The sequence below is a fragment of the Microbacterium zouquanmingi genome (assembly GCF_052266695.1).
In the GTDB taxonomy this organism is placed as follows: domain Bacteria; phylum Actinomycetota; class Actinomycetes; order Actinomycetales; family Microbacteriaceae; genus Microbacterium.
Genome location: NZ_JBQPQZ010000003.1, coordinates 31,979 through 54,746 on the forward strand (window position 1 = coordinate 31,979; position 22,768 = coordinate 54,746).

Sequence of the window (22,768 nt, forward strand, 5' to 3'; positions counted from 1 at the left end):
GTGGGGGGGGGGGGGGTGTTGTTTTTTGTGCTTGTGGTGGGTGGGGGGGAAAGAGGGGGAAGGGGGGAGGGGGGGGGGTTGCGCCCACCCCCCCCCCCGCTTCCTCGTGTCCTGCACGACTCAGACTGCGGAGCGGCCGCCATCCACCAGGATGACCTGACCGCGAAGGTGGCGGGCGCGATCGGACAGCAGGAATGCCATCCAGTCACCGATCTCCTCCGGCTGCGCGCGGCGTCCGGCGGGGGCGCGCATCGGGGCCGTGACCATCGTGCCGGACCCGACGGCGGCCGAGCCGAATCCTGTCTGCACCGATCCCGGGCAGATGCAGTTCGCGCGAACACCGTGCGCCGAGAAGCGCGCGGTGAGGTGGCGGACGAACTGCGTGACGGCGGCCTTCGATGCGCCGTAGGCGGGGGTGGAGGTGGGGTGACCCGAACGAAAAGCGCCGAACGAGCCTGTCGTCGCGATGGCGCCGCCACCGGCCTCGATCATTGGGTTGAGGAAGCGTTGAGCGGCGAGGAATTGCGACTCGAGATTAATCGCAAACACTAGGCGCCAATCATCGACGCTCATGGAGCGGACATCGCCTTCACCGCCGATGCCTGCGTTCAAGCACAGGCGCGTCGCCGGACCCCGCCACTGCTCGGCGAGCGACGCGATGCGATCGACGCCGTCGACAGTGGATGCGTCGCCGGGTGCGGCGAGTGCGACACCACCGTTGGCGATGATCTCCCGCGTCACCGTGTCTGCGCGCTCCTCCGAGAGGTCTGCGACGACGACAGCCGCGCCTTCCCGGCCGAGGCGCAGTGCTGTCGCGCGTCCGATTCCGCTGCCACCACCGGTGACGACGGCCACCGTTCCGTCAAGTCCGAGATCCATGATCTTCTCCTCTTCGAGTTTCAATATGCATTATATCAACATATGATCGGGGCTATATTGATTTATTTTGCTCCGGGGTGCGTCGAAGTCGTCGCACGTTCGTGCGCATATTCAGAGGCAAGGGGCAGATATGGATCTCAAACTGGCTGGCAAGACGGCGCTCGTCACGGACGCGACTTCGGCTATCGGAACCGCGGTGGCAGAGCGACTCATCGTGGAAGGTGCCGCGGTGCTGCTCGTGGACGACGTAGCGGAGGCGGTAGCGGCTTTGGCGGCGAAGCATTCCGGTGCCGGAGGCAAGGTCGCTTCCGCGGTTTCGGAAGGGGCTGTCCTTCCCGCTGTTGTCTTCGACTGGTGCGAAGGATTCGACGTCGCATGGCTTGGCGGGCTCGCCGGTATGTCGTCGGTCTCGGATGTCGTGCGCCTGGTAGATCTGATCGCCGATCACATGGCCGACCGCCGGGGTGGCAGCATCGTGCTGCAGTCGACGACCGCGGCCGCGGTGGATGTTCCCGGCGCGAGTGCCCCGTACTCAGCGATGGCGGCAGCTGTCACCCAGATCGCTCGACAGGTTGGGGTGCGACGAGCCGAGCAAGGCATACGTGCGAATTCGGTCTGTGCTGGAGGGATCCTCAATCCCATGACCGGATCGGTCATCGACGCACCCGCCGTGCCGCTGGCCCCCGCAGCTCCCGCATCCGACGTTGCGGACGCAGTGGTGTTCCTGATGTCGCCTCTCGCGTCGTACACGACAGGGCAGGCGATCGTGATCGACGGCGGCGCTTCGATCATCTGAGCGGGCCTCTGCCGCCGCGCGGTGTCCACCGCCGGGTGCTCACGCGAACGACATGGACGCCTCCGTAAGTGCAGCGGCGGTTTCGCTTGGAAGCGGCGCCAGCTCGTCAAGGATTTGCGACAGCTGCTGAGGTGTTCGCGCGCCGACCACAGGCGCCGTCACGCCCTCGCGTCCGGTCATCCACGCGGTAGCCACGGCTGCCGGTGAGCGGCCCACCTGGCGTGCGATGTCACGGAGGATTTCGACAAACGTAAACGCCTCATCCTTGGTGAACACCGCGGTCATCTTGGCTCTCGCGCTGGCGGTGACCTCGTCCTGTGAGGAGAACTTCCCGGTGAGCAGACCGGATGCGAGGACGAAGTACGCAAACCCGGCGAGGGAGAATTCGGCGATTATCGGCAGATAGTCGCGTTCGAAGCTTCGCCGTGAGATGAGGTTGTATCGCTGCATAACTGCGACGGGGCGGCGTGCCCCGATGCGGTCGGCGAGTTCGATCCATTCACGCATCCGCTCAGGCGTGTAGGTTGACAGGCCGACGCCTCGGATGAGGCCCTCGCTGACGAGTGCATCGAACGCCGTCACTGTCTCCTCGAGAGGCACGGTCGGGTCGTCCTTGTGGGCGTAAAAGACGTCGAGATGGTCGGTGTTCAGCCGTCCCAGTGACCCTTCCGCGCCGCGCCGAATCGCATCCGCGGAGAGGAGGCCGCGCCCGCTTCCGCCGCCGACTTTTGAGGCGATGAGCGTCCGCTCCCGGACGCCTGGACGGGAGGACAGCCAGGCGCCAATCACTCCTTCCGAGGTGCGGAGCACCTCGTCGCTGGATCCGGGCGCCGTGTAGACGTCGGCGGTGTCGAGCAGGATCGGTGAGGTGCTGCGGTTGAGCAGCTCATCGAGCACTGCGGCGGACTCGTCTGTCGATGCCGTCCAGCCGAAGGCGTTCGTACCCAGGGCGATGCGGGGCTCGAGGGAGCGGAGCTGTCGGGAGATGTCGGCCACGGGATCCTCCAGAATCGGTCGGTTCGTCTCCACTCTAGATGTAACGTTGAAGTATTCGCACGTGTGCCAGAATACTGAATATAAAGCTTCTGTACGGCGCGGCCGTCGATCCGAAAGCCTCGTGCCTTATGCGGAACCGAAGACGTCCCGACCGTCTCGAAACGTGGCGAGCACGTCGACCCTGGACAGATCGCGGCGGGCATCAGTCCAGGTGCCGTCGATGATGCAGAGGTCCGCCGGGTCTCCGGGGCCCAGGTCCAGGCGCGGTGCTGTCCCGTTCCACCCTCCGCGACGGAACAGCGTGAAGGCATCCTCCGGGCTGATTGCCTCGTCCTCGCCGAGGATGACCCCCGACGCGGTACGACGGTCCACTGCAGCCTGCATCGCCGTCCAGGGGTCATCCGTGGAGAAAGGCAGATCCGTTCCGCCGAGCAGTGTTAGCCCGGCGTCTGCCCAGGATCGCACCCGCAGGTAGTTCGCGACATCAGACGCCACGCCATGGCGGCGGAGACGGTCGCCGTGGGTGCGCAGGAATCCCGGATGCACACCGATTGCGGGCGCGTCGGCGTGGCGCGCCGCCCACAGCAGCGTGACCTCGGCGGCGGCGACGAAGGCATGCTCGATGCGGTCGCGGGCCTGCAGCACGTCAGCCGCGGCGAGCAGCATCGCCATGGTGTCGGCTGTGACGCAGTGCAGCGCGACGGCGGCCGGCCGGGCGGCAGCCACCGCCGCGGTGATCGTCTCGGGCAGCGGCACCTCGTGGTCTGCGAGCACGATCTTGACGCCGTCGGCTGCGGCGTGTGCGCGTGCGGGATCAGAGTTTGCACCGAAGACCGTCAGCGCCAGGTCCGAGCCCACCAGGCTGCGAAGGGTCTCTGCATCGATATGCGACAGCGTCGGAGTCATGTCGTCGGTGCTCACGACGCCGCGGGAGTGCAGCCGCGCGATCACCGATGATAGTGCCTCGGCTGAGGTCGTCGTAGATGTGGCCAAGGTGGCATCCTGGTCCCAGAATCGCCCGTCGGCGGGAACTTCCACCGTAGATTCGAGGGCCCGGCACGCGGCGCTGCTGAGCACCCAGAGGTGCCCTCCGCGGTGCTGCACGCGCACCGGGATGCGGGCGCCGAGCAGCTCGTCCAGAAAGCTTCGGTCGAGGGGACCGACGACTGTGTCGTCGTACCCCACCACCCGCAGCGGCTCGCCCCGCGTCGCGGCGGCACGCAGCATCGCGGTGAAATCCTCGCGACTGCGGCAGCCGCTCGCGTCGATCGACCTCCGTCGCGCGGCCGCCGCGTACAGGTGCACGTGATGATCGTGCAGCGCCGGAAGAAGAGTGCGGCGGGGTGGCGGCGCAGAGGAGGGCGACACGGCGACGATGACGCCGTCGGCGATGTGCACGTCGATCGCGGATCCGCGCCAGTCGAGGCCGCTGATCATGCGCGGATGGGTCACCATCGTGCCGCTCATGAGATCGCCGAGACGGATGCCGTCCATGCCGCGACCTGTGACAGCGCCATGTCCACGCGGCCCGCGCGGCCGTTCGCCGCCATGCCGAACGCGGCGACCGCCGCGATGATCCCTGTCAATGGGTCGGCAATGGCATCTCCGAGGAACTCGGGGCGGCTGCCACCCGTGTCGGAGGGGTACCAGGCGACGAGCCCGCCCTCCACCGCGCAGTCATCGCCGAAGCCCACGCGGTCGATGCCCGATCCGGTGCCGTGCGCGGTGATGGCCAGATGCAGCGCGTCGGGTCGCGCCGCAGGGAAACGGGCGAGCGCATGCGGTCGCATCGAGGTGATTACGATATCCGCCTCGCCGATTATCTGCGCGAGGTGCGTGCGATCGGCAAAATCGAGCTCCCGTGTCTCCTTTGCGGAGTGCAGGCGGCTCTCGAAGGCGGCGTCTGTCGGTTCCACTGTCGCCGGTGCGGTCACATCGACGAGCCGAATTACGTGTGCACCGCTCTCCGCCAGCAGTGCACCGGCCAGCGGTCCCGCCCACAGCCGAGACAGGTCGACGACGACGCGGTCGCGCCACTGGCGCCCGCTCCGCGCGGCCGAGGCGTCCACCGCGAACGGCGACGCCGTGGCCGTGGCCGTGGCCGTGGCCGTGGCCGACGGCAGGATGCCGACCGCCAGCCCCAGCAGCCGGGCCCGCGCGAGGACGTCGCCTGTACGCTTCTGCGCGCACCACTCCAGCAGGCCGTCACCGGCGGGCTCTACGGCTCCGCCGGTGAGGGCGGGGAGGCTCTCGCGGTCGTCATCGCGCGCGAGGTTGAGGGCGAGCCATCCGTCGGAGCAGCGGTGCAGCCGCGTCGCACCCCGCAGCGATCGCCCCGATGCCGGGATGTGGGTGTCCTGCGACAGCCGCTCGCGTTCGGCGAGCAGGCCACCATCAATTCCCGGCCGATCCGCACCGGCGCGCTCAGCGAGCATGTCGGCCAGTGAGCCCAAGCGCTCGATCACGGCGCTGACATCGGCCGACGGCCGTGCGCCGGAGATTGTCAAGGTGCGTGTGAAGTCCGGAGCCGAGGTATGAGTCCGGGGTGAGAGGACACCCGGAAACGGATCGTCGAGCGCTCCGCGCAAGCTGTCCGCGACGAGGTCAGCGGACTCGATCATCGTGCGATCTCGTCGATCAGGCCCCAGGCCAGCGCTCGTTCGGCATCGAGGACCCGGCCGGTGAGCATGAGCACCAGCGCGCGGTTCGCCCCGATGCGGCGCGGTACGCTCACCGTGCCACCCGAACCCGGAAGAAGGCCCATCCGCACCTCGGGCAAACGAAAGCGGGCATCCGGTCGGGCGATGATTCGGTCGGCGAAGGCGCTCAGTTCCAAACCCGCGCCGATGACGGCACCGTGCACGTGCGCATCGAGGCGAGCGCCCAGGTGCGCCACGGTGGCTGCGAGTCCCTGGCGCAGGCGCACGCGATGGGTCTCGGTGACGTCGGTGGGGGCGGAGAACTCCTCGAGGTCGCCGCCGGCGCAGAAGTGCGGACCGACGCCGCGCAGTATGATTCGGCTTTCGTCGTACCGCAGCCCAGTCAGCGCTTCGACGAGCTCATGCCGTGCACGGGTGTCGAGCGCGTTGGCGTGTAGGGGGCGGTCGAGCCAGATGGTGACGGCCTCGACATCGGCCTCGATCCGAATGCGAGGGCTCGGATCGCCCGCGGGTTCGGGCGCCCGACGCCGTGACAGCCACGTCTGGTATTCCTGTCCTGCCTGCAGGGCGGAGTAGGAGATCGACTCCATCGCCAGCGCGTCATCGATCGGAAGGGCCGCGGTGGCCCGGACGAGCTGGGTGAGGACGACGGATGCCACCGGGTTGCGGTTCACGGCGGTGACGAGTGCATCCGCGGAGGACGCGGGAACCGCGAGATCTGCGGTCTCGCTCTGGCGCGGGGGGATCTCCTCGGCGACGCGTTCGTACGTGATCGCTGGCAGCGTGCGGATCGCGAGGACTGCGGCAGGGTCGGCGTTCGTGACATCGAGGATCGCAGGCACGACCTGGGCGGCGTCAAAGTGCCCCGCCGCCAGGAGCGCGAGTCGTTCATCGACCGTGAGGGCCGGCTCGTTCATGCTCGCCAGCTTACAAGGTGCACGGTAGGCGAGCGTTGGTTCCGAGTGTGCTCACGCCCCGGAAGTCAATACAATTCTGGAGCGTACGACATGTTCTGGTAGCGTGCATGTGCTCGCGGGTTCGGCATCGCCGTTCGCCACCCAGGTCGCGTGAACGAGAGCGCCGGTGGGGCACCGGCCAGCGTGGAGCTCGTCGATGGGCCACGTGCCGGGCACGACATCATGTTGGAGCGCCCGCCCCTGATTGCGAACCTGATCGCCGCAGATCTCAGCGCGTCAGGCGCCGCCCGATGATCTCTTTCATAATCTCCGTGGTGCCGCCGAAGATCGTAGCGACGCGGGAGTCCATGTAGTCGTGCGCCACGGCGTATTCGCGCATGTAGCCGTAGCCGCCGTGCAGCTGCAGGGCGCGCTGGATGACCCGCTGGTGCAGTTCTGTTGCCCACCACTTCGCCATCGCCGCAGTCACCTCGTCCAACTCGTGGCCGGATGCGTCGAGGATACACCGATCGATGAACGTCTGCGTCACCTCGATCTCGGTGGCAAGCTCAGCCAGGTAGAAGCGGTTGGCCTGAAAGTCCGCGATGCGCTCGCCGAAGGCCTTGCGCTCGGTCGCGTAGATCAGCGCCTGGTCGAACGTCGCCCGCATCCGCGCCATGGATGTCACGGCGATGCTGAGACGTTCGACCGCGAGGTTCCGCCGCATGTGGGTGAAGCCCTCGCCCGCCGTGCCGAGGATGTTCGTGCGCGGAACGCGCACGTCGGCGAAAGACAGCTCGGCGGTGTCCTGCGCGGACAGGCCGATCTTCTTCAGCGGTCCGTTGCGAGTGAATCCCGGAGTATCAGCATCCATGATGAGCAACGTGATGCCCTTGCGGCCGGCTGCGGGATCGGTGCTGACGGCGACGATGAAGAAGTCCGCGAGCAACCCGTTCGATATGAAGGTCTTGGATCCATTGACGATGAGGTCGTCACCATCCGCGATCGCTGTCGTCGTGATGGCTGCGAGGTCGGAGCCCGTGCCTGGCTCAGTCAAAGCGATGGCGCCGACCAGGTCTCCGGAGATCATCGGAGCCAGCCAGCGGGCGTTCTGCTCGGGTAAGCCGAAGGCGATGAAGTAGGGTGCCACGAGGTCGTTTTCGCCGTCGATCGACATGGAGACGTCTGTCGCGCCGGCGCGGGCGAACTCCTCGATGATGATCGCGTTGTATCGGAAGTCTTCGACGCCGCCGCCACCGAACTCCTCGGGTGCGGTGATGCCGATCAGGCCGGTCTCGGCTGCCTTGCGGAAGAAGCTGCGGTCGACGCGACCTGCTTCACCCCACGCTTCGAGATTCGGGCTGACCTCGCGTTCGACGAAACGACGAACGACGTTTCGGAACTCGTCGTGCGACTCGTCGAAGATCGTGCGGGGAAGGGCGACGGATGTCATCATCTGCTCGATTCTGGAGGCGGGTTTGCTAAGGCTGCGAGACGAGTGTTCGGGCGTCGGCTCAATCGGATGGGAAGGCGAGCTGCCGGAGCACACGGCTGAGCGTCTCGCGTTCGGATGCGGTGAGGGGAGCCAGTAGCTCTTCCTCGGCCTGTCGTACTTCGACGCGGGCGCGGGCGTGTGTTGCTTTACCCTCGGGTGTCGCAACGAGGACATTCGATCGACGGTCGCGGGGGTCCGGCACGCGTTCGACGTATCCGCGCTCCTGGAGATCGTCGATGAGGCTGACCACCTGGCTGGGATCCAGCCGCAGCAGCTCGGCGATCTCCTTCTGACTGGGCCGGCCACCGTCGCAGGCGAGCGCCAGCACGCTGTACGAACGCACGCGGAGGCCGTGGCCGGCGAGCCGGGTGTTGGCGGTCGAAAGCGAGACGGCGTTCGCGCGGGCCATCAGGAAGCTGACGTCGCTCCCGATGCTGCCAGCGGCCAGCTGCTGCTGACGTGATGGGGTGTCGATGTCGGTGGTCACACGACCAGCATAGCGAATGAAGAAGTAGATAGTTGACTTTTCCTACTATTGTGTGGTCTTATCAATTTACGACCTTAAGGAGCACACCATGTCGCTGAACGGCAAAGTCGCCATTGTCACAGGTTCGGGCCGCGGCCTCGGCCTCGCCTACGCCCAGGAACTCGCGCGGCAGGGCGCATCCGTCGTGATCAACGACGTCGACGCGCAGACCGCCGCAGATGCGGTTGCCACCATCGAGGCCGACGGTGGCAAGGCAGTCGCCGTGGTCGCGCCGGTCGGTTCGACTGAGACGGCGAAGCAACTCGTACAGACTGCGGTCGACTCCTTCGGGGGACTCGACATCCTCGTCACCAACGCGGGAGTGCTCCGCGACACCGTGCTCTGGAAGATGAGCGACGAGGACTTCGACCTGGTGATCAACGTGCACCTCCGCGGCACCTTCACCTGCGTCCGCGAGGCAGCGACCTACATGCGCGAGAACGGTGTCGCTGGCCGCATCATCACGATCGGGTCCCCGACTGGTCAGCGTGGCAACTTCGGCCAGACCAACTATGGCGCTGCCAAGGCCGGCATTGTCGGGATGGTCCGAACCTGGGCGCTTGAGCTCAAGAAGGCAGGCATTACCGCCAACGCAGTCATTCCGGTTGCTGCGACCGCGATGACCGCCACCGTGCCGTACTTCGCCGCTGCGGTCGAGGCCGATGCGAAGGGCGAGCCAATGCCGGAGTTCTTCCGCAAGGAGATCGGCTTCGGCAACGCATCCGACGTGTCCGGCCTCATTGCATTCCTCGCGTCCGACGAAGCAGCCGCGATCACCGGTCAGGCGATCGGCGTCGGCGGCGACCGTCTGCAGGTCTGGAGCCACCCGGAGCCCGCCGTTACCGAGTACCGCGACGGCGGATGGACCTTCGACGCGCTCGTCGAGCAGTCTGCTCTCCTCACGGGCAACGTGCAGTCGGTCGGCGAGAAGTTCCCGGCGCTTCCTGCCGAGCTTCAGCCCGCTCAGGCGTGATCCGATGCCCGCGATGACCCGCTACGAATCTGCGATCGACCTCGAGGCGATCACTGCGATCGACATGCACGTGCATGTCGAAGTCGACGGACACGGACACACCTCCTTGCCCGATGACCTCAACGAGGCCGCGACGAAGTACTTCTCCACCGATGCCGGGCGCCCCGACCTTGACTCCATCGCGGAGTACTACCGTGAGCGCAAGATGGCGGCGGTCGTGTTCTCGGTCGACGCCGAGACTCACCTGGAGCACCCGCCGATCTCCAGCGCGGAGATCGCAGAAGGCGCGGCGCGTAACAACGACGTCCTCATCCCGTTCGGCTCGGTCGACCCGAACCGGGATGACGCGGTCGAGCGGGTCGCTCGCCTGATCGGCGATCATGGCGTGCGCGGCTTCAAGTTCCACCCGACGGTGCAGAATTTTGATCCGAGCGACGTGCGCTATCAGCCGATCTATGCAGCTCTGCAGGATGCCGGTGTCGTCGCGTTGTTCCACACCGGGCAGACCGGTATCGGCGCAGGCCTTCCTGGAGGCCGTGGCCTTCGGCTCGGGCTGTCGAACCCGATGCTGCTGGACGGTGTGGCCGCAGAAAATCCCGACCTGCAGATCATCATGGCGCACCCGTCTGTGCCGTGGCAGGACGAGGCGCTCTCGGTCGCCACGCACAAGCACAACACCTGGATCGACCTGTCCGGGTGGAGCCCGAAGTACTTCCCCGCCGAACTCGTCCGGTATGCGAACTCGCTCCTGAAAAAGCGCGTCCTGTTCGGGTCGGACTTCCCGCTCATCACCCCGGACCGATGGCTCAAGGATGTCGAGCAGACGGCACTCAAGCCCGAGGTGATGCCGGGAATCCTCAAAGGCAACGCGGCCCGTCTCCTCGGCCTCGACGCTTGAACGCTGACGTCATTCCCCTCTGAAAGGACTCACCACTATGACCACCACCGTCACTTACGCGGACCTCGCCACACTCATCGGATCGGAGCTCGGCCCGTCCGAGTGGATCGATATCACTCAGGAACGGGTCAACACGTTCGCCGATGCGACCGATGACCACCAGTGGATCCACACCGACCCCGAGCGCGCGAAGGACGGACCCTTCGGCGGTCCGATCGCGCACGGATTCCTCAGCCTGTCGCTGCTCATCCCGCTGTGGGAGTCGCTGCTGGACGTCGAAGGTGTCACGACCAAGGTCAATTACGGTCTCGACAAGGTCCGCTTCGTGTCGCCCGTCAAGGTCGGATCGCGCGTCCGCGCGACGGCCACGGTCGCCGAGGTCACCGAGGTCGCCGGCGGCGCCCAGCTCACGATCGATGTCACGATCGAGGCGGAAGGCAACGGCAAGCCCGCCGTCGTCGCCCGGAGCCTGCAGCGCTTCTACGCCTGACGCACTCTCCGGGTCGGCCTCCCCAGCGCGCCGGACCGGAGATTCCACCATCGCGACGGTCGTAGACGACTGCCAGCCTCGACGGAGAGACATACGATGCATGATCATGGACTCGGTTCCTGGATGGCGACGCGTCGTCTGAAGACACCGGAGAAGACCGCGCTCGTCTTCGATGACGGGCAAGAGCTCACGTACCGTGAACTGGCGGAGATGGCCGACATCGTCGCGGCCAATCTCGTCCGTCGCGACACCGGGCCGGGAGATCGCGTCGCCTACCTGGGCGAGAACAGTCCCGACTTCCTCGCGGCACTGTTCGGAACAGTACAAATCGGGGCGGTATTCGTGCCCGTCAACACCCGACTCGCTCCTCCGGAAATCCAGCACGTCTTCACGGACTCGGGAGCGCGAGTGCTGATCCACGATGCCGAGTTCAGCGCTCGAGTATCGGACGTCGTGTCGTCGGTCGCGCATGTGATCGCGGCGGGTTCCGCGCATGAGTGGGAGGCATCTGCGCCGCGCGAAGCCGTGGGCGTTCCGCGGCAGCGCAATTCGGAGGATGCGCCTGCCGCGCTGGACCGGCCCGCGGCCATCCTCTACACCTCGGGAACGACGGGCAAGCCGAAGGGCGCGGTCCTCACGCACGGGAACCTGACCTGGGCGGCGCTGAACGCGATCATCGATTACGACATTGTCTCGACCGATGTGGCCCTGATGATCTCGCCGCTTTTCCACGTCGCATCCCTCGGGATGGGCGCGCTTCCGATCATCATCAAGGGCGGCACGCTGGTGCTCGAGAAGCGGTTCGATCCAGGTCGTGCGCTCGCGCTCATCGAGCACCACGGCGTATCGATGCTCTCCGGCGTGCCGACGACATACCAATTGCTCTGTGATCACCCCGATTGGGCCGCCACAGACGTCTCGAACATGCGGAAGCTGACCTGCGGAGGATCCGCCGTACCCTCACGCGTCCTGAACGCCTACGAGGAGCGAGGGTTGTCGTTCTCGCAGGGTTACGGAATGACCGAGACTGCTCCGGGCGCGACCTTACTTGCTCCTGAGCGCACGCGCGAGAAGCAGGGGAGTGTCGGGGTTCCGCATTTCTTCACCGATGTGCGGATCGCGGGCGAGGATGGCCGTGCCGTGCCGAGCGGCACAGTCGGGGAGATCGAGATCTCGGGACCCAACGTGTTCGCCGGCTACCACGGTCGACCCCAGGCAACGACGGAAGCGTTCACCGCAGACGGATGGTTCCGCTCCGGTGACCTCGGATACCTCGACGGCGACGGCGTGCTCTACATCTCGGACAGACTCAAGGACATGATCATCTCCGGCGGTGAGAACATCTACCCCGCCGAGATCGAGAACCTCATCAACGACATGGATGGTGTCACCGGTGTGGCCGTCATCGGAGTTCCCGACGAGCGTTGGGGCGAGGTGCCCTGGGCTGTGCTCACTGTTCGGGACGGCATCACGATCGACACCGATCAGGTGCGTGCTCATCTGGATGGGCGACTGGCGCGCTACAAGGTGCCCGCGAAGACCGTGATCGTCGATGAGCTGCCCCGAACGGCGAGCGGCAAAATCAGGAAAGCTGACCTACGGGTTCGATTCGCGCCCTCGATATAACCGCCGGGCGGCGCTCCTGATGCGTCTGAGCTCGTCAAGTTTGGCGGTCCTCGAGCGCTGAGGTCGCCGTGCCCACATGGTGCCCACGACGAAAATGGATCTAGCCCTAATGAACCTGGATCTACCCAGAATCCTGTGATGTCTCCAGATATCGTGCACGCCTGAACCCCCGTTCTTGTCGGCGGCGCGCGAACTTTGAACGTTTGCGGCCGTTCGAAAAGTGAACGGTTTCGAGCAGTTTAGTCAGGCGTTTGGTTGGTTGTGGTTTTGATGCTGGGGAGGCTGTCGATGCCTCGTCCTCGGAGCCTGAAGCTGGCGCCTTTGAGGGTGACGACGTCGGCGTGATGGACGATGCGGTCGATCATCGCGGCGGCGACGGCTTTGTCTCCGAAAATGCCGCCCCAGCCGGAGAATGCCAGGTTGCTGGTGAGGATGAGTGAGGCGTGTTCGTAGCGAGATGACACGAGCTAGAGGAACAGATTCGCGGCGTCTTGCTCGAACGGGTGGTAGCCAACTTCGTCGACGATAATCAGCCCGTAGCGTCGCAATCGTGCGAGCTCTTGTGGGAGCCGGCCTTGACGGTGCGCGTCGGTGAGGCGGGTAACCCATTCCGTCGCGGTCGCGAATAGCACCCGGTGCCCATGGCGGGCAGCGATCATTCCTAGCCCGCTCGCGAGATGGGTTTTGCCGGTGCCGGGAGGGCCGAGCAGCAATCCCTCCAGGTCGCGCGCGGTACCGTCTCGAAATGGGTGGCCCGCTACCGGGCCGAGGGCGAGAGCGGCCTCCTGGACCGTTCCTCGCGGCCACTGCGATCGCCGGGCCAGACACCCCAGAAAACTGAGCGACGAATCGTCGCATTGCGAGTCACCAGACGGTGGGGCCCCGCACCGAATCGCCTATCACCTGCGTCTGCCGCAATCGACGGTGTCGAAGGTCCTCGCCCGCTGCCGTGTGCCACTGCTGGGACACATCGATCTGAACACCGGGGTGCGGGTGCGCAAGCAGAAACCGGTGCGTTACGAACATGAACGCCCCGGCGATCTGGTCCATGTCGATGTGAAGAAGCTCGGCCGGATCCCTGACGGAGGAGGACATCGCACCCTCGGCCAAGCGAAAGGCAAGAAGAACAAAACGAGTGTCGGGTACTCGTTCCTGCACCCCGCGATCGATGACCACTCGAGAGTGGTCTACTCCGAGATCCTCGATGACGAGAAGAAGGAGACGGCGGCAGGGTTCTGGGAGCGCGCGAACGCGTTCTACGCCAGCTTGGGTATCACCGTGCTCCGCGTCCTCACCGACAACGGCTCCCGCTACCGTTCACGGCTGTTCAACGACGCGCTCAGCGAGCAGGTGAAAACACAAATTCACCCGCCCCTATCGACCGCAGACGAACGGGAAGATCGAGCGATTCCACCGCACCCTTGCGTTCGAATGGGCCTACGCCCGCCACTACGGATCAGATACCGCCCGAGCAGGCGCCTACCAGGCCTGGATCCACGACTACAATCACCACAGACCGCATACCGCTCTCAGAGGCCTCACCCATCGACCGCGTCCATAACGTCAGTGGGAAGAACACCTAGGAGGAGAGAACGGCAAGAGCGGCTTCGACGCACTCGTCGTCCTGTGCGGAGGTTGCCGCGCCGCTGACTGCGATCGCCCCGACGACTATCCCCTCCTCGCGGATGAGCGCCGTGCCCCCGCCTGCCAGAATCGGAGTCTGGACGACCTGGGCCAACTGGGCGAAAAAACTGGGTGCGGATTCCTGCATACGACGAAGGGTTGCGCCGTCGTAGCCGAAAATGGCGACGCTGTTCGCTTTGGCCTGGGCCACCTGGACGGTGAGCGGTGGGACACCGTCCATGCGTCCGAAAGCCTTCAGATGTCCGCCTTCGTCGACCACCGCCACGGTGATCTGTGTTTCAAGCTCAGTGGCACGCTCGATGGCGCCGCTGATGAGGTCCTGAACTTTTTGAAGCGTGAGTGGCATGGGATTCCTTGGCGTTGATTCGAGTGGACAGTGTGACCAGCTTGCGCGTTGGGCGTGCACACCTGCGTTTCGCGATCAGCGAGGTATCACCAGCGCTGTTCGCCGCTCCACAGTGCGTCAGCGCGCGCGACGTCGTTTACGGTCTGGCAACCGGTCAAAGCTAGGGTCGAGGACAATTCGTCGGACAGGATGTCGACGACTCGTCTCACACCCGCCCGACCTCCGACGGCCAGTGCCCACAGGGCGGCTCGGCCGACGAGCACCGCATCAGCCCCAAGGCTGAGGGCCTTGAACACGTCCACGCCGCTGCGGACGCCACTGTCAAGGTAGATCTCCATCCCGTTGCCGACCGCCTCTTTGATCTGGGGCAGGGCTTCCAAGCACGGCGCCATTGCACCCATGGACGGCGGCACACCACCGTGGTTGGATACGATCACCGCGTCGGCGCCGTGATCAACCGCGCTGATCGCGTCAGCCGGTGTCTGTATGCCCTTGATGACGATCGGTAACGACGTGCGAGCGCGGAGCTTAGTAACGTCATCCCAAGTCAATGACGGCTGGATAGCCTGACCGAAGACCTCTGGGATCTCGTGCTTTGTGCCTCTGTACTTCTCGACATTGGCCCACCTGGGCGGTCCATTCAGGTGTGGCCACACGATTGGGGAGACATCAGAGACTCCGTGCAGCGCCGCGCGCTCGGGGAATCGGCGTGCGCCGACGATGTGATCAACTGTGAGGATGATGGCCTCGTATCCCTGCTCCTCGGCACGGCTGACGAGGTCATTGGTCACATACTCGTCTCGAAGCATGTAGAGCTGGAACAGGAGGCGCGCGGACGGAGCGCGATCTCGAACCTCTTCGAGTGAGAGCGTCGAGAGGGTACTCAGCCCCATGGGGATGCCCGTCTTGGCGGCGGCTTCGACCATAGCGCCCTCGCCTTCGGGGTGGAATCGCTGCTGGCCGCCGGCTGGAGAGATCATGACGGGAAGCGGGCTTGGCTTTCCGAGGATCGACGTACTGATGTCGGGTTCGACGACTCCGGCGAGAACCCGTCCGCGGATGAGCCGTCGCTGGAATGCCCAACGGTTCGCGGTCAGTGTTTCCCACGTCGGGGCGCCCTCGCGGCCGAAGTGATTATCAAAGCCCCCCGCAGGGAGCACTTCGCGCGCTTGAGTCTCCAACTGCGCGACACTCAAGAATGTCTGTTCGCGTGACTCTGCAGGGCCGGATCCGCGCTCGCCGACGGGTGACGGAATCGCGGCGTCGACGCCCGCCTCAAGCCGTGCTGAGGACTCGTTCATCATTGCTGTGTTCCTTCGCTCAGGTGTGAATCTTCATCCATCAGTGCGGCGATGCGCTCCCCGATCATGACCGCAGTTGCATTCGTGGCGGCGCGTACCCCTTGGGGGATGATCGAGGTGTCTGCGACCCGAAGGTTGGCGACGCCATACACGCGGCCTGCTTGATCTACCACGGCGGCAGGGTCGGTGGTCGGCCCCATCTTGCAGGTTCCGGTTATGTGCAGCGAGGACATAGAGGTTCGCCGCAGCCATCCGATCAGCGCCTCATCGGTCGCCAGATCTTCGTCCCGCGGCTCGATCCGGTCATCGAGAATGCCGGCGAAGCTTTGATGTTCACCGAGTCTCACTGCAAGCCGGACGGCCTCGACCATTCGGGCGAGGTCTTCTTCTTTCTCTAGCAGCCGGAAATCGATGGTGGGCTGAACTTCCGGGTCGTTCGATACTAGCGAGAGTTCGCCGCTTCCGAGCGGACGCTGCAGTCCGACAACCATGCGGACACCGAGTGGTTTGCGAGGCTGGCCGGGCTGCGCCCGTTCAGTGGCGTAAGACTGCATCGAGACCTTCAAATCGTTGCGGAACTCTGACGATTCGCTGGAGTAGTGCAGAGAAATCTGTGCGCGCGGCGCACGGGGGTCGGTTGCATGCCCTGGCTGTGTGTGCCAGGTCACCCAAGCGGCAGGATGATCGTCCAAGTTCTTACCGACACCAGGAAGATCCACCAGCACCGGAACTTCACACTCCATCAACTGGCGCGCGGGTCCAACACCGGAGAGCATCATGATGTGCGGAGAGCAGATAGCTCCCGCGCTGAGAACAACCTCTCTTCCCCGCACCCGCAGCACCTCCCCCCCGCGGGAGACTTCGATGCTGGCGACACGATCGCCTTCGATCACAAGGCGGCGCACGAAGGTGTCTGCCCAGATGGTCAGGTTCGAACGGTGACGGGCCTGCGTCAGATGACCCAGGGCCGTGCTATACCGAATTCCTCCGGGATTGTTGAGAGGTGTTGGCCCGACACCGGTTGAGCCGGGCGCGTTGTGGTCTCCGCAATTCTGGAACCCGGCCGCGCGGCACGCCTCATAGAACGCGACTTGGTCAGCATTCCATTCCGATCGGGGATAGCGGTGCACTGGGATCGGGCCGGAAGCGCCGTGGAACTCGTCATCGTAGTCACGGTCCTGCTCCAGCCTGCGGAAGTACGGGAGCACCTCGTTGTATGACCATCGGTCGTTGCCTCCGGCTGCCCACTCATCGAAGTCCTCAGGGATGCCTCTGACGAAGATCTGGCCGTTGATGGCGCTCGTGCCGCCTGTCGCTTTCCCCCTGAGTACAACGACCTCTGGTGCCTCATCGGTTGCCTTGCCCGTGAACTGCCAGTTGTGTGCTGTCGTAGTCATGTCGAGTTCAGTCGCATGCCCGTACTTGAGCTCGTCCGGCAAATCGTCCAGCGTGGGGTAGTCCGGACCTGCCTCGATGAGCAGGACGGATCGCTTTGGGTTCTCCGAGAGCCGCGAGGCGAGGGCCGCTCCCGCTGAGCCGGCCCCAACTACAATGACGTCGTATTCCAAGTTCGCTCCTACCACTCTGTAATCTGCGTTATCAGGGTGAGTCGCATTGGTGTCTGAGCATGAAGGTCTGTGTCACGCTCCGACAATTGCAATTATGCTCGACAATTAGCGCTGTAATAAGGGCGTCTTTTGAACGCGAAACAGCGATAGGTCAGGACTCCAATTTGATGGTGCTCAGCCGCGACGGGTTTCTCCATGCATCGAGCGCGTTCCATAGCTCCACGGTTTAGCTCTCTCCAATGAGGCACGGTCGATTGTGGTGCTCGGGCTCTCTGATCATGACACCTTGCTCGAGTCGGCGTCAAATCAGAAAATGCCACAGCAATACAATCGTTCGGTGGCAGTATGTGTACACGTCCGTGCTCTTGTGTCGATCACAGATCAGATTCGGAGCCCAGGCTAATCGGAGACACGGGGGGCAGTTCGCTAGATGTACGCTACTGTCAAGCCCGGCGACAGTGATGTTGCTGATGTTTCATTACCGAGCGGGGTGGTCGTGAAACGTCGCCCGCGGAGGCATGCTCGTACGTTGACACCGGTGTGCATATATGTAAACTTTGGAACCACGATCGATGTTTTTGTGGTTCGGTCGCAACACAAAGGAGTGAAATGCGCAACGCTACACGGAAGCGCCGGCACAGAACATGGGTGGCGGTCGCTGCCCTGACCGCAGTAATGCTCACCGGCTGCTCTATCGGCGATAAAACGCCCGCCCCCGCGGACGCGGCCACCGACCCCGAGGCGACGATTTCGGTCGGCGTCCGTTTCCTGCTGAATTCGTGGGATCCGTCGAAAATGCCGGGTGCCACTATTGTCCCTATTTACCAGCTCATTTATGACAACTTGATTGCGCTGGAAGCAGACCTCGAATTGGTTCCCGCTCTCGCTGAAACGTGGGTGACCGTAGATGATGGACTTACGTGGGAGTTCGGGCTCCGGGACGGCGTAACCTTCAGTGATGGTTCATCTTTCGACGCCGAGGACGTGAAAGCCACGCTCGAGTACTATGCCGGCGAGGGATCGAACATCGGCGCTGACCTCGCATCGATGAGCAACGTAGAGATCGTTGACGAGCAGACGGTCCGCGTTGTGCTGTCGACCCCCAACGTCGGGTTGCCTGGTCTCCTGGCAGGGCGCGTCGGTATCATGCTCAGTTCCGAAAGTGTCGCGTCTGGCGACTTCGAGTCCCCAGTCGGAACCGGCAAGTTCCTCGTAGAGAAGGACACTCCCGGAGTCCAATTGGACGTCGTGCGCAAACCTGATTACTGGGACCCGGACGCGGTGCAGGTCGCCGGAGTGACCTTGCGTGCGATCGAAGACCCAGTAGCCATGTCCAACGCAATCCGCTCGCGCGAGCTTGACATGGCGATTATCGAGGCACCGCAGGCGGACGCCGTTGAGGCGGCGGGATCTTCCACCTACGCGCTCAATGGTTCACAGCTGATGTCGATAAGCCTCAACCCTGACTTGGCGCCGGAGCTTGCGGATCCACGGGTTCGGATGGCTTTGGCTATGGCAATCGACCGTGAGGGCATCGTGAATGGGCTCGCGTTCGGTCGAGGGGAAGCGGCCAATCAGTTCGTCGTGCCTGGGCGCTTCGGCTTCGATGCCGATTTGGAACCGTTCGATTTCGACGTAGAGGGCGCTCGCAAGCTGTTGGCCGAGGCCGGCTACGCGGACGGTTTCACGTACACGATGGCTGCGGACGCGAATAATAGGGCGATCGCCGAGTCCATTCAGGCCAGCTGGGCGGAGATTGGTGTCGACGTGGAGCTCACGTTCCCGACCGGAAGCGCGATCACAGAGGCAACCTGGATCAAGCCGACGATCGCCATCGCGACACAGAACTTGGTACCCGACCTTGAGCCGACTCCTTTCCTGTGGCGGCACCTGAGTACTGACACGATCCGCAATCCCGGTAAGGTCGACGTTCCCGGCGTGACTGACCTGATGCTCAAGGCTCAGTCGACCGTAGACGACGACGAGCGGGAAGCGATCTTCTTCGAGATCGCGGAGCTGACGCGCGAGACGATCTCGGCGTACATTCCAGTGATGTGGCGCAATTACACCATCGCCTACAGCGACGACCTCGTCGGGGTCCAAGAGTGGCAGGCCGGCTACCCCGTTCTCGACGGAGTGGGAATGAAACAGAAGTAACCACTCGATCCCGGCGGGCTCTGCCTGCCGGGATCGATCTTCCGCGTCATACCTGATCGTGGCCGTTCTCGTCTGGCTGAACGCGCCGTACTCGCGCGGACGCGTGACATGTGGTGTCACTTCCAAAGCTATTGCGTACTCTAAACGGCATTGGAGTGGGAAACCCGGACTGATGTCTCAGTCGATAGGAAGTGCTGTGACGGTTGCTGAGGGCTTCGGCGTGAGAGCCGTTCGCCACAGCGGTTCGCGCGATCGCGGAGGGACGCCAGCACACCGCCTGTGGAGAGTTTGCCGACGGACGCGCGGCGCCCGTCCCCGGCCCGCCTCAAGACTTTGATCCGTACTCGCACCGAGCTCTGGAACACGTTCGTCGTGCTCCGCGAAACCTTAAACGGGGGGCGGGGTACTCGAGAGTCTGCGCGAACGTCGAGTCCTCGCCCCGCGACCAATCGGAACGGGGAAGCTACCAGCTATGCGAGGTATCAGTTCCGCAGCGAGGGGCATCTGCTTGGCGTCATCGAGCCGCCTGATCGCTGTGTCGTGGTCGATCGCCGCGCTGAGCCGTTCGATCATTTCGCCGCACGACGCCGTGCCGTGCCACTCGGCTGCCGATGGGGCCGGAGATTCGATTTCCCAGTAGAACTTGTCGGCATCGGCATCGGCATCGGCACCGGCGGACGACGGCCTGATGGTCCATGCGTCCTGGCTCAGCTCGACGATGCCAGGCTTGCCGACTTCGGCTGGGTCCAGGCGACGCCATGCGCCTCCGGGCCGGTGGTTCTGCTCGGGACCATCGAACAAGCGTGTGACGCTCGATCGCTACTGCACATCCGTGATCTGGTTTCGCTCGCTCATGCTGCTTTCTCTCGACCTTTTCTGGCCTGATCGGTCGGTCGTGTGCGACATCGCCGACACAGAGAGGGGGCGTACGGATCCGGGGGCGGATCCGTACGCCCCTTCTGAGACGTTCAGCGGTCAAGGGGCGATGGCCGTGACCTGCCAGGGCGTCTCAGTCGTCGCCACCGGCCCAGTCGCCGAAGCTTCCGGGCTCGGCGTTTTTGGACTGCGGTGCACGCCCACCCTCGCGAACTTCAACGAAGGAGCGACCGCATCCGCCACGATCTGCGTGCCCTGCCGACGCTGACCGTCCTTTACATACGCCGAAAGCAGCAATGACTCGGTTCCCCTCTTTGAGAGATGCAGCGACGTTCTCAGCCGGCTTCCCGAACACGACCTCGTTGTGGAAGATCGGCTCGCCGACGTCCTCCCACTCTTTGGTCTCCTCGTTCAGCCGACTAAGGTGACGACATTGCTCAAGAAATGGGTAGGTAGACCCTGGCCTCTTCGCTGTATCGAAGTCCGCGACACTGTTTGGTGAGTGCCAACTACCCTGCGAAAGTGCCAACTACGTTGAGAACTCACACCGGTGACGGCGGTGATGTGGAGGGACTGACGGGAATCGAACCCGCGCTATCTGCTTGGGAAGCAGAAGTTCTACCATTGAACTACAGTCCCGCAGCCTTGCGGCGCCTGGCCAGCATAACAAAAGTTGATCGGCTTGCCCGACACTTCGACAGGTTCAGCGACCGGGCGGCGGGTGCGTCAGCGCAGTGGATCGAACGCGGCGATCGCAGGATGGATCTTCCCCGTCACGATCTGCTCTGCGAGCATCTTTCCGGTTGCCGGTCCTAGCACGATGCCCCACATGCCGTGCCCACCTGCGACATAGACGCCGGGAGCGCGAGTCGCACCGATCAGCGGTAGCCCGTCGGGCGTGACCGGCCGCGAGCCGACCCACTCGTCCTGGCGTACGTCGAGATCGATGCCGCGGAACATCTGCCGCGCCTGATTGATGATGGCCTGGATTCGCCGCGGCTGCGACGGTTCGTCAGGCCCGCGGAACTCCATGGTCCCCGCGATCCGGAACCGCCCCTGATACGGCGTGCAGGCGATGCGCTGCATCGGCAGGTAGACCGGATGCTCCGCCTTCTGCGCGGTCTCGACAGTGAAGGAGTACCCTCGCCCCGCTTGCACAGGCATCCGCACGCCGAGCTTGCGCGCGAGCTTCGGCATCCAGGCACCCGTGGCGATGACGACGGAATCGGCGGACAGGCGCTCGCCGCTGGAAAGGGTGACGCTGGCTGAGCTGCCACCGCCGACCGAGGCGACCTCGGCGCCAGTGCGCAGCGTCGCGCCGCGCGCGACGACCGCATCCGCGAGGGCCTGCGCGAATGGGGCGGGCTCGAGAAACCGCTGTCCTTCCAGCCGGTAGGCGACGGTCACGGCGTCCGAGAGCATCGGGGCGAGCTCTTGAGGGGAGTCGAGCCGTTCGAGTAGAGCATCCTGTCCGTGCCTGATCACTCCGTCGATCTCGCGGAGGAATCCTCTGGCGTGCGCTTCCGCCGCGAAGCCCACGACGAAAGGGCCTTCTCTGGTCCACGAGTCCACGCCGCCGTCGGTGAGTTCGTCGAAGCACTCGAGGGCGAGCTTGTCGATCGGAGTGAGTGCGGCCATCGTCCGATCCCATGCGCGGGTCGTGCCGTGCGCGGCGAATCTGGCGAGGAACCCCCAGAGCTTCGGATCCATCCGGAAGGGCACATGCAGCGCAGCATCCGGATCGATCAGCGCCTTCGGCCCGTAGGTCCACAGGCTCGGATCGGCGAGCGGGATCGTCTTGCTCGGTGTGAGCCAGCCCGCGTTTCCCCATGACGAACCGGCGGCAACGTCGGTGCGATCGAGGACCGTCACCTCGACGCCGTGCTCCTGAAGATGCCACGCTGTCGCGAGCCCGACCATGCCCGCGCCGACGACGATCGAGTGCGCCATTGCCACCTCCGTGTAGTCAACTGAGTCCAGGATGCCAGACGCATCAGCGCCGCGGCCGATGCCATACGCTGGTTGCGTGCTTCTCAGTGATCGCGACATCAAGGCAGAACTCGCATCCGGCCGGATCGGGCTGGACCCGCACGAGCCCGAGATGATTCAGCCCTCGAGCATCGACGTGCGTCTGGACCGGTACTTCCGCCTCTTCGACAACCACAAGTACCCGTTCATCGACCCTGCCGAGGACCAGCCTGAGCTCACCCGCCTCATCGAGGTGAAGCCCGACGAGCCGTTCATCCTGCATCCGGGGGAGTTCGCGCTCGGTGCCACCTTCGAGCAGGTCAGTCTTGCCGACGACGTCGCCGCGCGCCTCGAGGGCAAGTCGTCGCTCGGACGCCTCGGCCTCATCACGCACTCCACCGCGGGCTTCATCGACCCAGGCTTCACCGGTCACGTCACCCTCGAGCTCGCGAACGTGGCGACGCTGCCGATCAAGCTCTGGCCCGGAATGAAGATCGGGCAGCTCTGCTTCTTCCGCCTGACGTCTCCTGCCGAGAACCCCTACGGCTCCGGCCCGTACGGCAACCGCTATCAGGGGCAGCGCGGGCCGACGGCATCCCGGTCGTTCCAGAACTTCCACCGCACCGACGTCGGAAACACCGATGTCGGGTCGCTCGGCGGATGACCCGGCGCG

18 protein-coding genes, 1 tRNA gene and 2 pseudogenes are annotated in these 22,768 nt (G+C 64.6%); 8 read left to right on the forward strand and 13 right to left on the reverse strand.

Features of this window, described 5'->3' with window-relative positions:
- Positions 1-120: 120 nt before the first annotated feature.
- Positions 121-879, reverse strand: a complete 759-nt coding sequence (locus ACTU6U_RS07120) for an SDR family NAD(P)-dependent oxidoreductase (protein ID WP_438253885.1) — start codon at positions 877-879, stop codon at positions 121-123.
- A 130-nt stretch (positions 880-1,009) separates the two neighbouring features.
- Here ACTU6U_RS07120 and ACTU6U_RS07125 point away from each other — a divergent pair, with 130 nt between their 5' ends.
- Positions 1,010-1,675 carry an SDR family NAD(P)-dependent oxidoreductase gene (locus ACTU6U_RS07125; protein WP_438253886.1) on the forward strand — a complete coding sequence of 222 codons (666 nt, stop codon included), beginning with the start codon at positions 1,010-1,012 and terminating at the stop codon, positions 1,673-1,675.
- A gap of 39 nt (positions 1,676-1,714) precedes the next feature.
- Here ACTU6U_RS07125 and ACTU6U_RS07130 read toward each other — a convergent pair whose 3' ends face one another.
- The 6 genes from ACTU6U_RS07130 to ACTU6U_RS07155 form a co-directional block, all read right to left on the reverse strand.
- On the reverse strand, positions 1,715-2,671 hold the full coding sequence (locus ACTU6U_RS07130) for an aldo/keto reductase (protein WP_438253887.1): 957 nt from the start codon (positions 2,669-2,671) through the stop codon (positions 1,715-1,717).
- Between the two features lie 126 nt (positions 2,672-2,797).
- Positions 2,798-4,165 carry an amidohydrolase family protein gene (locus ACTU6U_RS07135; RefSeq protein ID WP_438253888.1) on the reverse strand — a complete coding sequence of 456 codons (1,368 nt, stop codon included), beginning with the start codon at positions 4,163-4,165 and terminating at the stop codon, positions 2,798-2,800.
- A complete protein-coding gene (locus ACTU6U_RS07140) occupies positions 4,135-5,292 on the reverse strand; it encodes a CoA transferase (RefSeq protein WP_438253889.1) in 1,158 nt (385 codons plus the stop codon). The genes ACTU6U_RS07135 and ACTU6U_RS07140 overlap by 31 nt, the downstream gene beginning before the upstream one ends.
- Entirely contained in the window at positions 5,289-6,248 is a 960-nt protein-coding gene (locus ACTU6U_RS07145; protein WP_438253890.1) for an enoyl-CoA hydratase/isomerase family protein, read from the reverse strand. Before ACTU6U_RS07145 ends, ACTU6U_RS07140 begins: the two co-directional genes overlap by 4 nt.
- Before the next feature lie 268 nt (positions 6,249-6,516).
- Entirely contained in the window at positions 6,517-7,683 is a 1,167-nt protein-coding gene (locus ACTU6U_RS07150; protein ID WP_443468444.1) for an acyl-CoA dehydrogenase family protein, read from the reverse strand.
- A gap of 58 nt (positions 7,684-7,741) precedes the next feature.
- Entirely contained in the window at positions 7,742-8,209 is a 468-nt protein-coding gene (locus ACTU6U_RS07155) for a MarR family winged helix-turn-helix transcriptional regulator (RefSeq protein ID WP_438253893.1), read from the reverse strand.
- An 88-nt stretch (positions 8,210-8,297) separates the two neighbouring features.
- On the opposite strand from ACTU6U_RS07155, the gene ACTU6U_RS07160 reads away from it, so the two are divergent.
- The 4 genes from ACTU6U_RS07160 to ACTU6U_RS07175 all read left to right on the forward strand — a co-directional run bounded on the left by ACTU6U_RS07160 (position 8,298) and on the right by ACTU6U_RS07175 (position 12,235).
- The gene (locus tag ACTU6U_RS07160) at positions 8,298-9,221 is read left to right on the forward strand and encodes an SDR family oxidoreductase (RefSeq protein ID WP_443468445.1); all 924 of its coding nucleotides are present in this window, start codon (positions 8,298-8,300) and stop codon (positions 9,219-9,221) included.
- A gap of 13 nt (positions 9,222-9,234) precedes the next feature.
- On the forward strand, positions 9,235-10,119 hold the full coding sequence (locus ACTU6U_RS07165) for an amidohydrolase family protein (protein WP_443468849.1): 885 nt from the start codon (positions 9,235-9,237) through the stop codon (positions 10,117-10,119).
- A gap of 37 nt (positions 10,120-10,156) precedes the next feature.
- Positions 10,157-10,609 carry a MaoC family dehydratase gene (locus ACTU6U_RS07170; RefSeq protein ID WP_438253895.1) on the forward strand — a complete coding sequence of 151 codons (453 nt, stop codon included), beginning with the start codon at positions 10,157-10,159 and terminating at the stop codon, positions 10,607-10,609.
- Between the two features lie 96 nt (positions 10,610-10,705).
- On the forward strand, positions 10,706-12,235 hold the full coding sequence (locus ACTU6U_RS07175) for an acyl-CoA synthetase (RefSeq protein ID WP_443468446.1): 1,530 nt from the start codon (positions 10,706-10,708) through the stop codon (positions 12,233-12,235).
- A gap of 239 nt (positions 12,236-12,474) precedes the next feature.
- On the opposite strand, the pseudogene ACTU6U_RS07180 reads toward ACTU6U_RS07175, so the two are convergent.
- Positions 12,475-12,948: pseudogene (locus ACTU6U_RS07180) on the reverse strand (ATP-binding protein); the annotation flags it as partial.
- On the opposite strand from ACTU6U_RS07180, the pseudogene ACTU6U_RS07185 reads away from it, so the two are divergent.
- A pseudogene (locus ACTU6U_RS07185) lies at positions 12,946-13,818 on the forward strand (IS481 family transposase); the annotation flags it as partial. The pseudogenes ACTU6U_RS07180 and ACTU6U_RS07185 sit on opposite strands and share 3 nt — an antisense overlap.
- Here ACTU6U_RS07185 and ACTU6U_RS07190 read toward each other — a convergent pair.
- The 3 genes from ACTU6U_RS07190 to mftG form a co-directional block, all read right to left on the reverse strand.
- Positions 13,815-14,225: a GlcG/HbpS family heme-binding protein gene (locus tag ACTU6U_RS07190; protein WP_438253897.1), complete on the reverse strand. Its 411-nt coding sequence runs from the start codon at positions 14,223-14,225 to the stop codon at positions 13,815-13,817. The pseudogene ACTU6U_RS07185 and the gene ACTU6U_RS07190 overlap by 4 nt on opposite strands.
- A gap of 86 nt (positions 14,226-14,311) precedes the next feature.
- Entirely contained in the window at positions 14,312-15,529 is a 1,218-nt protein-coding gene (locus ACTU6U_RS07195) for an alpha-hydroxy acid oxidase (protein ID WP_438253898.1), read from the reverse strand.
- Entirely contained in the window at positions 15,526-17,094 is a 1,569-nt protein-coding gene (gene mftG / locus ACTU6U_RS07200; RefSeq protein WP_443468447.1) for a mycofactocin dehydrogenase MftG, read from the reverse strand. The genes ACTU6U_RS07195 and mftG overlap by 4 nt, the downstream gene beginning before the upstream one ends.
- A 648-nt stretch (positions 17,095-17,742) precedes the next feature.
- Between mftG and ACTU6U_RS07205 the strand changes: the two genes are divergently transcribed.
- Positions 17,743-19,251: an ABC transporter substrate-binding protein gene (locus tag ACTU6U_RS07205; protein WP_438253900.1), complete on the forward strand. Its 1,509-nt coding sequence runs from the start codon at positions 17,743-17,745 to the stop codon at positions 19,249-19,251.
- Between the two features lie 1,441 nt (positions 19,252-20,692).
- Here ACTU6U_RS07205 and ACTU6U_RS07210 read toward each other — a convergent pair.
- Both ACTU6U_RS07210 and ACTU6U_RS07215 read right to left on the reverse strand, forming a co-directional pair.
- Positions 20,693-20,766: transfer RNA gene (locus tag ACTU6U_RS07210), tRNA-Gly, on the reverse strand.
- An 87-nt stretch (positions 20,767-20,853) separates the two neighbouring features.
- Complete coding sequence (locus tag ACTU6U_RS07215; protein WP_443468448.1) at positions 20,854-22,077, reverse strand: NAD(P)/FAD-dependent oxidoreductase; 1,224 nt, start codon at positions 22,075-22,077, stop codon at positions 20,854-20,856.
- 76 nt (positions 22,078-22,153) lie between these two features.
- Here ACTU6U_RS07215 and dcd point away from each other — a divergent pair, with 76 nt between their 5' ends.
- Positions 22,154-22,759, forward strand: a complete 606-nt coding sequence (gene dcd, locus ACTU6U_RS07220) for a dCTP deaminase (RefSeq protein ID WP_443468449.1) — start codon at positions 22,154-22,156, stop codon at positions 22,757-22,759.
- The last annotated feature ends 9 nt before the right edge of the window (positions 22,760-22,768 follow it).